We start from the raw sequence: 13637 nt of genomic DNA, 5'->3' as shown, positions 1-13637 counted from the left end.
CCGAGGCTGGCGGCTGCAGACTCAGCTCAGTTCCAGTTGCACAAAGTGCAACGTCTCCTCGACTTTCATAGCCTGCAGTTCGTGGCTGATCCGGCCGGAACTGACTTTAGCGAACTGACAATGCCCCTCGCCCATGCCATCGTTCCTGACCGCAAACTGCACACTCGGCGGGTACGGCCGGTTTTGATCAAACGGCATGCCACAGGCGATCAGAAAATCAATTTTCGCCTCGATCTGCTCCGTCTCTTCATCTCGTTCACCCTCTTCGAGCCGCGCGTAGTCCAGGCACACATTGATACTAAAAGGGCACTGTTCGATCATCGAGTTAAACAACATCGGACCATAACCCTGCGCCGTATTGTGCTCGGACAGCGCCGAACTGAGCTTGCGCACTTTGACTTTCAAGTTATTGGAAAGCTGAAAGTACCAATAATACTCATCACTGCCGACATTACTGCCAAAGTCGATACCGGAAACATGGCGCTTTGGCCACATCGATAGCTCCGGGAAGCCGTCGCCCAGAAACTTGAAGTTGCTCGCCAGCAACACTGAGTTGACCACTTCAAAATACTCACCTTGAGGATCCTCGACCTTGATCAAGCTGGCACAGGTGCCGGCCATCAGGACGACCCTGCCATAGTCGTTGAGCGGCAGCCACTTGATGAGCTCCGCGATACTCCCCGGCAGCTGCTCCAGGTAACAACTGCTCAGTTGCAGCAGCTCCTCCTCGGTGCCTGCACTGGCCCAGGGTACGTTCCAGAAGAACTCGGGCAAGGTGAAGAACAGGCACTGACTGTCGACGTAATCATTGATGGTCAGTTCGGCACTCAGGTTCAGCCTGTCACTGACGAATTGAACTCGCCGATCGAGTTCCTGGGTGACATAACTGACGATGCTCTGGCCCGGTTTACGCGCCCAGGAGAATTCCGAATGAAAGGTGGGTTGTTGCAAAGACGCAATAGTCACAAACATTAAGCACCTCAGAATCATTAATAGATCAAATACTCTCCTTGCCGTTGGGCCATTAAAAGATCAACCGCAGGTTCGGTATTACACCGACCTGAAGCCAGACATAAATAAATATTAACCGCCGTATAACAGAAGAGCCCGAAAGAGCGTAGCGATACACTCTTTCGGGCTCAACATGTTTGACCGCCTGAAGTACTAACGCATGTGTAGTTGTCGCCAACTACCCATGTCGTATTACCACATCAGATCATCAGGAATCTGATAGGCCGCATACGGATCGTCCTCGGCATCGACCTCTTCGGTCTGCACGTTCATCTGCACGATGCGCTGTGGATCGCGCTCCTGGATCTTCAGCGCAGCCTCACGTGGGATCACTTCGTAGCCGCCGCCATGGTGGACGATGGCCAGGGAGCCGCTGCTGAGTTTGTTGCGCATCAGGGTGTTGACCGACAGGCGCTTGACCTTCTTGTCGTCAACGAAGTTGTAGTAGTCCTCGGTGGTGAGCTTGGGCAGGCGCGAGACTTCGATCAGTTGCTTGATCTGTGCGGCACGGGCCTTCTGCTCGGCTTTCTCCTGCTGCTGGCGGTTGAGCTCCTGGTCGCGCTTGACCTTCTCGGCCATGGCTTCCTGGGCCAGGCGTTGCTGGCTGTCGTCGAGCTCGATCTGGCCTTTGTGGGCCAGGCGTTGTTGCTTCTGCTTTTCTTTACCGACCTGCTTGGCCTGCTTTTGATTGACCAGCCCTGCTTTGAGCAACTGGTCGCGAAGGGAAATGCTCATGTGCTTACTCACTTAGGCAACTGCTCAACCGCAGCTGGGCAAATTCTTTTCCTGACGTTTGGCTTCGCCCCACAAGGCGTCCAACTCTTCGAGGGTGCAATTTTCTATGGGTTGGTGCGTGTCGCGCAATGCCTGTTCGATAAATCGGAAACGTCGCTCAAACTTGGCATTGGCCCCGCGTAGCGCGGTTTCCGGGTCGACCTTGAGGTGCCGCGCCAGATTGACCACGGAAAACAACAGGTCGCCGACCTCGTCACTGATCGCCGCCTTGTCGTTATCGGCCATGGCCTCAAGCACTTCATCGAGCTCTTCACGCACCTTGTCGAGCACCGGCAACACATGCGGCCAATCGAACCCTACCTGCCCGGCACGCTTTTGCAACTTGGCCGAACGCGACAGCGCCGGCAGCGCACTGGGCACATCGTCGAGCAAGGACAACTGCTCGGGTGCCTGGGACTTCTCGGCCCGCTCTTGCGCCTTGATCTGCTCCCAGCGCTGCTTGACCTGCTCCTCGTCGAGGCGCGGGACATCCAGCGGCGCGTACAGCTCGCCAGTGGGAAACACGTGGGGATGACGGCGGATCAGCTTGCGGGTGATGCTGTCGATGACGCCGGCAAACTCGAAACGCCCCTCCTCTCGGGCCAACTGGCTGTAGTACACCACCTGGAACAGCAAGTCGCCCAATTCACCCTGCAAGTGATCGAAGTCGCCGCGTTCGATGGCGTCAGCTACTTCGTAGGCTTCCTCCAGGGTGTGCGGGACGATGCTCTTGTACGTTTGCTTGATATCCCACGGGCAGCCGTACTGCGGGTCGCGCAGACGGGCCATGAGGTGCAGCAGGTCTTCAAGTGAATACATCAAAACGGCCTCTGCCCGCTTACTGTAGGAGCGAGCCTGCTCGCGATGGACGTTAACGATGACGCGCGTCATCTGAATAAATGCGTCGCCCTCAAATCCTTCGCGAGCAAGCCGCAAGCGGGCGCCGCAAGCGGGCGCCCGCTCCTACAATAAAGCTCTTGCGTCTTATGGCGTACGGTTACGCCGGGTCTCAATGATGTTCGGCAACTGGGAAATTCGCCCCAGCAGCCGCCCCAAAGCGTCCAGCCCCGGAATCTCGATGGTCAGGGACATCAACGCAGTGTTGTCCTCCTTGTTCGAGCGGGTGTTGACCGCCAGCACGTTGATCCGCTCGTTGAGCAGCACTTGCGAGACGTCACGCAGCAGACCGGAGCGGTCGTAGGCACGGATGATGATGTCCACCGGATAGGTGAGCACCGGCACCGGGCCCCAACTGACCTGGATGATCCGCTCGGGTTCGCGCCCGCCCAGTTGCAACACCGAGGCACAGTCCTGGCGGTGAATGCTGACACCGCGACCCTGTGTGATGTAGCCGACGATCGCGTCGCCTGGCAGCGGCTGGCAGCAGCCGGCCATCTGCGTCATCAGGTTGCCCACGCCCTGGATCTGGATGTCGCCGCGCTTGCCGGGCTTGTAGCCGGTGGCCTTGCGCGGGATCAGCTCCAACTGTTCGTTGCCGCGTTCCGGCTCCACCAGTTGCTGCGCCAGGTTGACCAGTTGGGCCAGGCGCAGATCGCCCGCGCCCAAGGCAGCGAACATGTCCTCGGCGGTTTTCATGTTGGCCTTGTCGGCCAGCTTCTCGAAATCCACCTGCGGCAGGCCGAGGCGATTGAGCTCGCGTTCGAGCAAGGTCTTGCCCGCCGCGACGTTCTGATCGCGCGCCTGCAACTTGAACCAGTGGACAATCTTGGCCCGGGCCCGCGAGGTGGTGATGTAGCCCAGGTTCGGGTTCAGCCAGTCACGGCTCGGGGTGCCGTGCTTGCTGGTGATGATCTCGACCTGTTCACCGGTTTGCAGGCTGTAGTTGAGCGGCACGATACGCCCGTTGATCTTTGCGCCACGGCAGTTGTGGCCGATCTCGGTGTGCACGCGATAGGCAAAATCCAGCGGCGTCGCGCCCTTGGGCAGGTCGATGGCATGGCCGTCGGGGGTGAAGATGTACACCCGGTCCGGCTCGATATCGACCCGCAACTGTTCGGCCAGGCCACCGATGTCCCCCAGCTCCTCGTGCCACTCGAGCACCTGGCGCAACCAGGAAATTTTCTCTTCGTAGTGGTTGGAGCCGGACTTGACGTCGGTGCCTTTGTACTTCCAGTGCGCACAGACCCCCAGCTCGGCTTCTTCGTGCATGGCGTGGGTGCGGATCTGCACTTCCAGCACCTTGCCCTCGGGACCGATCACCGCCGTGTGCAACGAGCGGTAGCCGTTCTCCTTGGGGTTGGCGATGTAGTCGTCGAATTCCTTGGGAATGTGCCGCCACAGCGTGTGGACGATGCCCAGCGCGGTATAGCAGTCGCGCATTTCCGGCACCAGCACGCGCACCGCGCGCACGTCGTAGATCTGGCTGAACTCCAGACCCTTGCGCTGCATTTTGCGCCAGATCGAATAGATGTGCTTGGCTCGGCCGCTGATGTCGGCATCGACACCGGTGGCCTGCAACTCGCTCTGCAACTGGTTCATCACGTCGCTGATGAAGCGCTCGCGGTCGAGGCGCCGTTCATGCAGCAACTTGGCAATCTGCTTGTACTGGTCCGGCTCCAGGTAACGGAAGGACAAGTCCTCCAGCTCCCACTTGATATGACCGATGCCCAGGCGATGGGCCAGCGGCGCGTAGATATCAAAAACTTCCCGGGCGACCCGGTTGCGCTTTTCGTCGTCGGCAGTTTTCACCGCGCGGATCGCGCAGGTGCGCTCGGCGAGTTTGATCAGGGCCACACGGACGTCGTCGACCATGGCCACCAGCATCTTGCGCAGGTTTTCCACCTGGCCCTGGGTGCCCAGCACCATCGACTGGCGCGGGCTCAGGCTGGCGCTGATGGCCGCCATGCGTAGCACGCCGTCGATCAGCTTGCCGACCACCGGGCCAAAGCGCTGGCTGACGTTGGGCAGCTGGATCTGGCCTTCGCGCACGCCACGGTAAAGAATCGCGGCGACCAGGGAGTCCTGGTCGAGCTTGAGGTCGGCGAGAATTTCCGCGATCTCAAGCCCGGTACGAAAACTCGACGTGCCTTCGGACCACAGGTTCTTCGCCGCATTGTCTTGCTGCTCGGCCTGGCGAGCGAACTCGCAGGCTTCCTTCAAGGCTTCGCGATCCAGTGCCGGATCGACACTGACCGCATGATCGAGCCAAGCCTCGAGATTGATACTGCCGTCGGTGTTGATCGGCTGGTGTGCTCTCACCTGTACCATCTTGCTTACCTTCCCTACGACGCAGATTCAATGCGTCAAATCGCTGACCTTCGTTGCCCATGCGCCCTCGCTGGGCTGCTGCGAGTGCGGCATGGGCGGCCCAGTCGGACCAGACGAGCATCCTAGCTCGCTTCAAATAACGCCATGGCCTCGACATGTGCCGTCTGAGGAAACATATCGAGGATCCCGGCACGTTTTAACCGGTAGCCCTGCTTGATCAATTCGACCGTGTCGCGCGCCAGCGTTGCCGGGTTGCACGACACGTATACCAGGCGCTTGGCGCCGAGCGAGGCGAGTGTGCGCACCACCTCGAAAGCACCATCACGCGGTGGGTCCAAGAGTACCGCACAAAAGCGTTCCTCGGCCCATTTGGCATCAGCCAAAGGCTGGGATAAATCGGCCTGAAAAAACCTGGCGTTATGCAGATTGTTGCTAGCGGCATTGGCAGCAGCGCGCTCGACCATGGTCTGCACGCCTTCCACGGCTACCACTTCGCGCACCTGCTGGGCCAGCGGCAAGGCAAAGTTGCCCAGGCCGCAGAACAGATCCAGCACGCGTTCCTCAGCCGTCGGTTGCAGCCAGTCCAGGGCCTGGGCCACCATCGCCTCGTTGACCGCGGCATTGACCTGGACAAAGTCCCCCGGCCGATACGCCAGCTCCAGGTTCCAGCGTTCCAGTCGATAGCCCAGCGCCTGGCCGGCATCCACCGGTTGAGGTTCACCTTCGCCATGCAGCCACAACTGGGCTTGATGGAAGGCGCAGAATTCCTTGAGGATGTTCAGGTCGGCGTCGGACAGCGGTGCCATGTGCCGCAACAACACGGCCAGCGAAGAACCGGCGAACAACTCGACATGCCCCAGGGACTGCGGTTTGCTCAAGCGCCGAAGCATCTCGGGCAAACGGCTCATGATCGGTTGCAAGGGCTGTACCAGCACCGGGCAATCATCGATGCCGACGATGTCCTGGCTACCCGCGGCACGGAATCCGACTTCCAGCTTCTTCGCCTTGATGTCCCAGCGCACTGCCACTCGGGCGCGACGTCGATAGGCAAATTCCGCCCCGCTCAGCGGCGCAGCCCACTCTTCGGGCTCGACCCCTGCCACCTTCGACAACTGCTCGGCGAGCATGCGCTGTTTCAGGGCCAGTTGTTCGTTATGGGGCAGATGCTGCACGCTGCAGCCACCGCAGCGCCCGGCATGGACACAGGGGGCAGGACGGCGCAGGTCATTGGCGACAAACACTCGTTCGGTACGGGCCTCGACGACTTTGCCGTGGGCGCCAAGGACCCGCGCCTCGACCTCCTCGCCCGCCAGGGCGCCGATGACGAACCAGGTGCGTCCTTCGAAAAACGCGATGCCACGACCGTCATTGGCCAGGCGCTCGATGCTCAAGCGCTGCTTTTTACCGGTCGGGATTTGCGGGGCCTTGCTGCCGCCCGTGGGCTGGAAACGCAGGCCTCTCGGTTGCTTGGCCATCAGTTGGGCGCATCGAAAATGCCGGTCGACAAGTAACGGTCGCCCCGGTCGCAGATGATCGCGACGATCACCGCGTTTTCAACTTCCCGGGACAGCCGCAGCATCGCCGCCACCGCGCCACCCGAGGAAACGCCACAGAAGATGCCTTCCTCGCGGGCCAGTCGACGGGTCACGTCTTCGGCTTCGCCCTGGGCCATGTCGACGATCCGGTCGACACGCTCGGCCTGGTAGATCTTCGGCAGGTATTCCTGGGGCCAGCGGCGGATGCCCGGGATCGCCGAGCCTTCCATCGGCTGCAGGCCGACAATCTGCACGCTGGCGCTCTGCTCTTTCAAGTATCGCGAAACGCCCATGATGGTCCCGGTAGTGCCCATGGAACTGACAAAGTGGGTAATGCTGCCCTGGGTCTGGCGCCAGATCTCCGGGCCGGTGGTGGTGTAGTGCGCCTCGGGGTTGTCACCGTTGGCGAACTGGTCCAGCACCTTGCCACGGCCTTCGGCCTCCATGCGCTGGGCCAGGTCGCGGGCGCCTTCCATGCCCTCCTCCTGGCTGACCAGGATCAGCTCGGCACCGTAGGCCGTCATGGCGGCCTTGCGCTCGGCGCTGGAGTTGTCGGGCATGATCAGAATCATCTTGTAGCCCTTGATCGCCGCCGCCATGGCCAGGGCGATCCCGGTGTTGCCGGAGGTCGCCTCGATCAGGGTGTCGCCGGCATGGATCTGCCCACGCAACTCGGCACGGGTGATCATCGACAGCGCCGGACGGTCCTTGACCGAACCCGCCGGGTTATTGCCCTCAAGCTTGAGCAGCAGGGTGTTGCTGGTCTCGCCAGGCAGGCGCTGCAAACGGACCAGCGGGGTGTTGCCGACGCAATCGGCGATAGTTGGGTACTGCAAGGTCATGGCGTATTCGCAATCCAGACTGCGGGGGCGCCCATCATACCGGCAAACGTGCGCGGGCCATATCACGCAAAGTACGGTGCTTATGGCTGATAGCTATAAGCAGCTACTGCGCTGCCGCGCGCCCGATCAGACGGCAGAGGGATGAGCCAGCAGGCGCAGGTGCAGGCACAATCCCCCTCCGGTGTTCTGCGCCCACAACTGCCCGCCCTGGCGTTGCACGGCATTCCTGGCAATGCTCAAGCCCAGCCCGAAACCGCCATTGCCCGGGCGCGAGCCGTCGAGGCGGGTGAAGGGCAGGAAGATCCGTTCCAGGTCGGCCGCCGCCACCCCACCGCCCTGATCCTCCAGCCAAAGGTGCCAGAACTCGCCGTCACGGCGACCGTCGAGGCGAACGCAGGCGCCCTCGGGGGAATGCCGGATGGCGTTGCGCAGAATGTTTTCCAGGGCCTGGGCCAAGGTGTTGAGGTTGCCGCGCACCCAACACTCGGCGTCGACCGCGCATTGCAGTTGGGTACTGGGCCAGGCACTTTCGTAGCAGGCGTTTTCCGTGAGCATTTCCCACAGCGCCTGCACCTGGATTGCCTCGTCCGGCAGGGGCGCACGCTCGGTATCGAGCCAGGCCAGTTGCAGAGTGTCTTCGACCAGGCGCTGCATGCCATCGACTTCACGGCCGATGCGGTCCCGCAGTTGCGCCAGGTCCTGTTCGCTTTCGCTGGCCACTCGCAGGCGACTCAGCGGGGTGCGCAGTTCATGGGACAGGTCACGCAGCAACTGCTGTTGCAGCGCCACCGTGCTTTGCAGCCGTTCGGACATGTGATCGAAGGCGCGCCCCAGTTCACCCAGCTCATCCTTGCGATTGGTGGTCTGGCTCGACAGGCGCACGCTCAACTGGTCCGCCCGCCAGGCGTTGGCCTGCTCGCGCAGATTGTTCAGCGGTACCACCAGCAAGCGGTACAGCCCCACGCACAGGAGCAGGGTGAACAGCCCGGGAATCACCCCGTTGGTGATCACCCGCCAGAACACCTGGTAGCGCCCAGGCATGAAGCGCTTGGGCAATTCGAGCACCAGGCTGCCGACGCTCGAGTCCTGGGGAAAGGGAATACGCAGCCCGGGCAGCCGCTTGGCGTGGATCGGCCATTCCATGTCACGCAAAAACGTCAAACGCTGGATTTCCGGAGCGGTGAGTTCATGGCTGCTCAAGGATTGCAGCTCATTACTGATGACCCCCACCCAGCCTTTCTCACGCTGAGCCATGCCCTGTAGCCAGGCATCAACGCCGGCGCGCTGACCCTGCTGCCAGGCCTGCTCGGCCTCGGCGGCGTAACCCATGAGGGTAGCCCGGGCCTCGTGGGACAGAAACTGGTTCTGCTTTTCCATGTAGCGGCCCCAGGACCAGCTCAGCCAGATCATCAGCAGGCAGAAGGCAACCAGCAGGCACGCCAGTTTCCAGAACAGCGAATGTTTGCCGGGGAGGTCAGACCACTTCATCGACGGCGCTCAAGACGTAACCTTTGCCCCACACGGTGCGCACTTCGCGCTCGCTGTAGCCGATGGCCTTGAGCTTGCGCCGGATCTGGCTGATGTGCATGTCCAGGCTGCGGTCGTGGGGTGCGTAGCCGCGTTGCAATACATGCTGGTAAAGGAAGGCCTTGCTCAGGACTTCGTCGCCATTGCGGTTGAGGGTTTCCAACAGCCGGTACTCACTGCGGGTCAGGCCAGCCCACTGCTGGCCAAAATGCACATCGCACAGTTCGTCGTCGAACCGCAGGCTGTGGGCTTCAGTGTTGAGAGTCGGTGGCACGTGGCGGCGGTCCAGGGCCACCCGCCGCAGGATGGCTTCAATGCGCACGCGCAATTCGGCCATGCTGAACGGCTTGGGCAGGTAGTCGTCGGCGCCCAGGCGAAAACCGCTGATGCGATCCGCTTCCGCGCCCAGCGCGGACATCAGCAGCACGGGCGTCGAGTCACTGGTACGCAGGTCGGTCAGTACCGCCAGGCCGTCCATGCCCGGCAACAGGATGTCCATCAACACCACGTCGAAGGCCTGGGCACGGGCCAGCGCCAGCCCTTCCTTGCCGTTCTGGCACCAGGTGACCTGGAAACCACAACGTCCCAGGTGCTCATGCACATAAGCGCCGAGCACAAGGTCGTCTTCAATCGCCAGGATCCGGGGAGAGCCAACAGGTACGGGAGTCATTAGCTTCTGCAAGTAATTCTCAATCAGTGATTATTCAAGATTGCCCGGCCATGAGCAACCCGCGCGGCTGCCCGACGTCACGCAGCTGTCGGCGGTGCCGGGCAATTTGCCGAGATTGCCTGCCTGCAAATCGCTACACTGCGCAGGTATTGCGTGCCAGATAGGCGCATCGATGATCGATGAACGACGTAAGAGCAGGAGAGTGGCGTGCTGAAGAAAATGGGGATCAAAGGTCGCGTGCTCCTGCTGACCTTGCTGCCGACCAGCCTGATGGCCCTGGTCCTGGGTGGTTATTTCACCTGGATGCAGCAGTCCGACCTGCAGACCCAACTGCTCAAGCGCGGAGAAATGATCGCCGAACAACTGGCACCGCTGGTGGCGCCAGCAATGGGCCATCAGAACGAAGAGTTGCTGGAACGCATCGCCACCCAGTCGCTGGAACAACAGGACGTGCGCGCTGTGTCGTTCCTCGCCCCTGACCGCAGCCCTGTGGCGCACGCCGGCCCCTTGATGCTCAACCCGGCACCGACCGGCGACAACTCGCACCTGCTGCGCCGCTCCGGCAGCGATGCCACCCGCTACCTGCTGCCGGTGTTCGGCAAGCACCGCAACCTGGCCGGCGAAGTGATCCCCGATGAAGCCGATCGCCTGCTGGGCTGGGTCGAACTGGAGCTGTCCCACAACGGTATGTTGCTGCGCGGTTATCGCAGCCTGTTCGCCAGCCTGCTGCTGATCGTCGGCGGGCTGATCTGCACCGCCCTGCTCGCCCTGCGCATGGGCCGCACCATCAACAACCCGCTCAACAGCATCAAGCAGGCCGTGGCCCAGCTCAAGGACGGCCACCTGGAAACCCGCCTGCCCCCGCTGGGCAGCCAGGAACTGGATGAACTGGCCTCGGGCATCAACCGCATGGCCAGCACCCTGCAAAATGCCCAGGAAGAATTGCAGCACAGTATCGACCAGGCCACCGAAGACGTGCGCCAGAACCTGGAGACCATCGAGATCCAGAACATCGAGCTGGACCTGGCGCGCAAGGAAGCCCTGGAAGCGAGCCGGATCAAATCCGAATTCCTCGCCAACATGAGCCACGAGATCCGCACCCCGCTCAACGGCATCCTCGGCTTTACCCACCTGCTGCAAAAGAGCGAACTTACGCCGCGCCAGCTGGATTACCTGGGGACCATCGAAAAGTCCGCCGACAGCCTGTTGGGGATCATCAACGAGATTCTCGACTTCTCGAAAATCGAGGCCGGCAAGCTGGTGCTCGACAGTATTCCGTTCAACCTGCGCGACCTGCTGCAGGACACCCTGACCATCCTCGCCCCCGCCGCTCACGCCAAGCAGTTGGAACTGGTGAGCCTGGTATACCGCGACACGCCGCTGTCGCTGGTGGGGGATCCGCTGCGCCTCAAGCAGATCCTGACCAACCTGGTGAGCAACGCCATCAAGTTCACCCGCGAAGGCACCATCGTTGCCCGCGCCATGCTGGAAGACGAGTTCGAAGACAGCGTGCAACTGCGCATCAGCATTCAGGACACCGGCATCGGCCTGTCCAACCAGGATGTCCGAGCCCTGTTCCAGGCCTTCAGCCAGGCCGACAACTCCTTGTCCCGACAGCCCGGCGGCACGGGGCTGGGGCTGGTGATCTCGAAGCGGCTGATCGAACAGATGGGTGGCGAGATCGGGGTCGACAGCACCCCGGGCGAAGGCTCGGAATTCTGGATCAGCCTGAGCCTGCCCAAGACTCGCGACGACATCGAGGACCTACCGGCCCCGCCACTGTTGGGACGTCGCGTCGCAGTCCTGGAAAACCACGAACTGGCGCGCCAGGCCTTGCAGCACCAATTGCAGGACTGCGGCTTGGAAGTCACCCCGTTCAACACCCTGGAAAGCCTGGCCAACGGCGTCACCATTGCTCATCAGACCGAGCAGGCGATCGACCTGGCGGTCCTGGGCATCACCTCCAACGACATGCCTCCGGAGCGGCTCAACCAGCACATCTGGGACCTCGAGCACCTGGGCTGCAAGGTGCTGGTGCTGTGCCCGACCACCGAACAGACGCTGTTCCACCTCTCGGTGCCCAACCCCCATAGCCAGTTGCAGGCCAAGCCGGCCTGCACCCGCAAGTTGCGCCGGGCTTTGTCCGACCTGGTCACCCCACGCCAGGTGCGCAGTGAACCTGGCGAGCCGCTGTCCAGCCGTCCACCCAAAGTGCTCTGTGTGGACGACAACCCGGCCAACCTGTTGCTGGTGCAAACCCTGCTCGAAGACATGGGGGCCAAGGTCCTGGCGGTGGAAAGTGGTTACGCGGCGATCAAGGCCGTGCAGACCGAAACCTTCGACCTGGTGCTGATGGATGTACAGATGCCCGGCATGGACGGGCGCCAGAGCACCGAAACCATTCGCCAGTGGGAAAGTGAACGGCACTGCACGCCGCTGCCGATCGTCGCCCTCACAGCGCACGCCATGGCCAACGAAAAACGCGCGCTGCTGCAAAGCGGCATGGACGATTACCTGACCAAGCCCATCAGTGAGCGCCAACTGGCGCAGGTGGTATTGAAGTGGACGGGACTGGCGCTGCGCAATCATGCGCCGGAGCGCGCCGACACTTATGGCAGCACCAGCGACCTGCTGGTACTCGACCCGGATGAAGGCCTGCGCCTGGCCGCCGGCAAGGCCGACCTGGCCGCCGACATGCTGGCAATGCTGCTGGCGTCTTTGGAGGCTGACCGCGAGGCGATTCGCGTGGCCCGCCAGAGCCATGACCACAATGCCTTGATCGAGCGGGTCCACCGCTTGCACGGCGCCACGCGTTATTGCGGGGTACCGCAGCTGCGCGCGGCCTGCCAACGCAGTGAAACCCTGCTCAAGCAGCAAGACCCCAAGGCCCATGCCGCGCTGGAAGAACTGGAACGCGCGATCAACCGCCTGGCCCTGCAAGCCCGGATCAGCGCCTGATCCAGGGCAATGGCGCCGGGCGTTCGAGGGATTAAACTCAACCTTTTGCCCGTCGATTCCAGGAGGACCGCATGCGCACCATTCTCTTCAGCAGCCAGACCTACGACCGCGACAGCTTTCTCGCCGCACCGGCCAACGCCAGTATCGAGCTGCACTTCCAGGCGGCACGCCTGAGCCTGGACACCGTGGCCCTGGCCGAGCGTTTCGAGGTGGTCTGCGCCTTTATCAATGACGACCTCAGCGCGCCGGTGCTGGAGCACCTGGCGGCTGGCGGCACCCGCTTGATCGCCCTGCGCTCGGCCGGCTACAACCACGTCGACCTGGCGGCCGCCAAGCGCCTGGGCCTGAGCGTGGTCCGCGTGCCAGCCTACTCGCCCCATGCGGTGGCCGAACATGCGGTGGCGCTGATCCTGGCGCTCAACCGGCGCCTGCACCGCGCCTACAACCGCACTCGCGAAGGCGACTTCACCCTGCACGGGTTGACCGGCTTTGACCTGTACGGCAAGACAGTGGGAGTCGTCGGCACCGGGCAGATTGGCGCTACGTTCGCCAAAATCATGGCTGGCTTCGGCTGCCAGTTGCTGGCCTACGACCCCTACCCCAACCCTGAAGTGCAAGCTCTCGGCGCACGCTACCTGCCCCTGGCTGAATTGCTCGCCGAGGCGCAAATCATCAGCCTGCACTGCCCGCTGACCGCCGACAGCAAGCACCTGATCAACAGCCAGTCACTGGCGCACCTGCAACCCGGGGCCATGTTGATCAACACCGGGCGCGGCGCCCTGGTGGACACCCCGGCACTGATCGAAGCCCTGAAAAGCGGACAATTGGGCTACCTGGGGCTGGACGTGTATGAAGAAGAAGCCCAACTGTTCTTCGAGGACCGCTCCGACTTGCCCTTGCAGGACGATGTCCTGGCGCGATTGCTGACCTTTCCCAATGTGATCATCACCGCCCACCAGGCGTTTCTCACCCGCGAGGCCCTGGCGGCCATTGCCGCGACTACGTTGCAGAACATTACCGAGTGGGCCGCAGGTACCCCGCAAAACCGCGTCGAAGGCTGAGATTGGCTGATCGAAGGTCACATCCACGGGC

General features: G+C 62.1%; 10 protein-coding genes. 2 read left to right on the top strand and 8 right to left on the bottom strand.

Annotated elements, in window-relative coordinates:
* Positions 1-21 precede the first annotated feature (21 nt).
* The 8 genes from ACIOVD_RS20985 to ACIOVD_RS20950 all read right to left on the bottom strand — a co-directional run bounded on the left by ACIOVD_RS20985 (position 22) and on the right by ACIOVD_RS20950 (position 9587).
* The gene (locus tag ACIOVD_RS20985) at positions 22-966 is read right to left on the bottom strand and encodes a hypothetical protein (protein ID WP_401130012.1); all 945 of its coding nucleotides are present in this window, start codon (positions 964-966) and stop codon (positions 22-24) included.
* Positions 967-1203: 237 nt separating this feature from the next.
* The gene (locus ACIOVD_RS20980; protein WP_095170349.1) at positions 1204-1746 is read right to left on the bottom strand and encodes a DUF2058 domain-containing protein; all 543 of its coding nucleotides are present in this window, start codon (positions 1744-1746) and stop codon (positions 1204-1206) included.
* Between the two features lie 24 nt (positions 1747-1770).
* The gene (mazG, locus tag ACIOVD_RS20975; RefSeq protein ID WP_401130010.1) at positions 1771-2604 is read right to left on the bottom strand and encodes a nucleoside triphosphate pyrophosphohydrolase; all 834 of its coding nucleotides are present in this window, start codon (positions 2602-2604) and stop codon (positions 1771-1773) included.
* 165 nt (positions 2605-2769) lie between these two features.
* Positions 2770-5013, bottom strand: coding sequence for a GTP diphosphokinase (gene relA, locus ACIOVD_RS20970; protein ID WP_095170350.1), 2244 nt, complete (start codon positions 5011-5013; stop codon positions 2770-2772).
* A 122-nt stretch (positions 5014-5135) separates the two neighbouring features.
* A complete protein-coding gene (gene rlmD, locus ACIOVD_RS20965; RefSeq protein ID WP_095170351.1) occupies positions 5136-6488 on the bottom strand; it encodes a 23S rRNA (uracil(1939)-C(5))-methyltransferase RlmD in 1353 nt (450 codons plus the stop codon).
* The gene (gene cysM / locus ACIOVD_RS20960; RefSeq protein WP_401130007.1) at positions 6488-7390 is read right to left on the bottom strand and encodes a cysteine synthase CysM; all 903 of its coding nucleotides are present in this window, start codon (positions 7388-7390) and stop codon (positions 6488-6490) included. Before cysM ends, rlmD begins: the two co-directional genes overlap by 1 nt.
* Before the next feature lie 126 nt (positions 7391-7516).
* Positions 7517-8878, bottom strand: a complete 1362-nt coding sequence (locus tag ACIOVD_RS20955) for a histidine kinase sensor domain-containing protein (protein ID WP_401130005.1) — start codon at positions 8876-8878, stop codon at positions 7517-7519.
* The gene (locus tag ACIOVD_RS20950; protein ID WP_095170354.1) at positions 8865-9587 is read right to left on the bottom strand and encodes a response regulator transcription factor; all 723 of its coding nucleotides are present in this window, start codon (positions 9585-9587) and stop codon (positions 8865-8867) included. Before ACIOVD_RS20950 ends, ACIOVD_RS20955 begins: the two co-directional genes overlap by 14 nt.
* A gap of 207 nt (positions 9588-9794) precedes the next feature.
* Here ACIOVD_RS20950 and ACIOVD_RS20945 point away from each other — a divergent pair, with 207 nt between their 5' ends.
* Together ACIOVD_RS20945 and ACIOVD_RS20940 are read left to right on the top strand one after the other, a co-directional pair.
* Positions 9795-12545 (top strand): response regulator, encoded by a 2751-nt coding sequence (locus tag ACIOVD_RS20945; protein WP_095170355.1) that lies wholly within the window; start codon positions 9795-9797, stop codon positions 12543-12545.
* 71 nt (positions 12546-12616) lie between these two features.
* On the top strand, positions 12617-13606 hold the full coding sequence (locus ACIOVD_RS20940; protein WP_159997490.1) for a 2-hydroxyacid dehydrogenase: 990 nt from the start codon (positions 12617-12619) through the stop codon (positions 13604-13606).
* Positions 13607-13637: the final 31 nt, after the last annotated feature.

It is taken from the genome of Pseudomonas sp. NPDC087626 (assembly GCF_044743405.1).
Taxonomy (GTDB): domain Bacteria; phylum Pseudomonadota; class Gammaproteobacteria; order Pseudomonadales; family Pseudomonadaceae; genus Aquipseudomonas.
The sequence above is the reverse complement of the archived record's forward strand: the minus strand, read 5'-3'. Positions and strand labels throughout refer to the sequence as shown.

Excerpts from the sequence above, each read along its gene's own strand:
- ACIOVD_RS20955 (WP_401130005.1), bottom strand. The coding sequence starts at position 8,878 with ATGAAGTGGTCTGACCTCCCCGGCAAACATTCGCTGTTCTGGAAACTG.
- mazG (WP_401130010.1), bottom strand. The coding sequence starts at position 2,604 with ATGTATTCACTTGAAGACCTGCTGCACCTCATGGCCCGTCTGCGCGAC.
- rlmD (WP_095170351.1), bottom strand. The coding sequence starts at position 6,488 with ATGGCCAAGCAACCGAGAGGCCTGCGTTTCCAGCCCACGGGCGGCAGC.
- ACIOVD_RS20950 (WP_095170354.1), bottom strand. The coding sequence starts at position 9,587 with ATGACTCCCGTACCTGTTGGCTCTCCCCGGATCCTGGCGATTGAAGAC.
- ACIOVD_RS20980 (WP_095170349.1), bottom strand. The coding sequence starts at position 1,746 with ATGAGCATTTCCCTTCGCGACCAGTTGCTCAAAGCAGGGCTGGTCAAT.
- cysM (WP_401130007.1), bottom strand. The coding sequence starts at position 7,390 with ATGACCTTGCAGTACCCAACTATCGCCGATTGCGTCGGCAACACCCCG.
- relA (WP_095170350.1), bottom strand. The coding sequence starts at position 5,013 with ATGGTACAGGTGAGAGCACACCAGCCGATCAACACCGACGGCAGTATC.
- ACIOVD_RS20940 (WP_159997490.1), top strand. The coding sequence starts at position 12,617 with ATGCGCACCATTCTCTTCAGCAGCCAGACCTACGACCGCGACAGCTTT.